We start from the raw sequence: 270 nt of genomic DNA on the forward strand, positions 1-270 counted from the left end.
GGAAGCGAAGGCGATGCCCGCCACCGCGACCGCGAAGCCCGGCGCGCCCCGGGTCCCGTCCGCCGCCTCCGCGAGGACCAGAAGCCCGAGCCAGGCCGCCAGGGTCGCCGCGACGTGGTGCGGGACCCAGACCAGGGAGCTCGGCCAGTGCAGGACTGGATCGTTCAGCCATTCCGGCATCGGGATCCAGAGCGCGGTGGCGATCGGGCCGCGGACGACCAGCAGGATGTCGAGCCCGGCCGCCGGCAGCAGCAGGAGGGTCGCGCGGCG

At 75.6% G+C, this 270-nt stretch carries 1 pseudogene; it reads right to left on the reverse strand.

The features are described from left to right. Nucleotides 1–270 (reverse strand): annotated as a pseudogene (locus MFF64_RS36910) (hypothetical protein); the annotation flags it as partial.

It is taken from the genome of Methylobacterium frigidaeris (assembly GCF_022179185.1).
In the GTDB taxonomy this organism is placed as follows: Bacteria; Pseudomonadota; Alphaproteobacteria; order Rhizobiales; family Beijerinckiaceae; genus Methylobacterium; species Methylobacterium frigidaeris.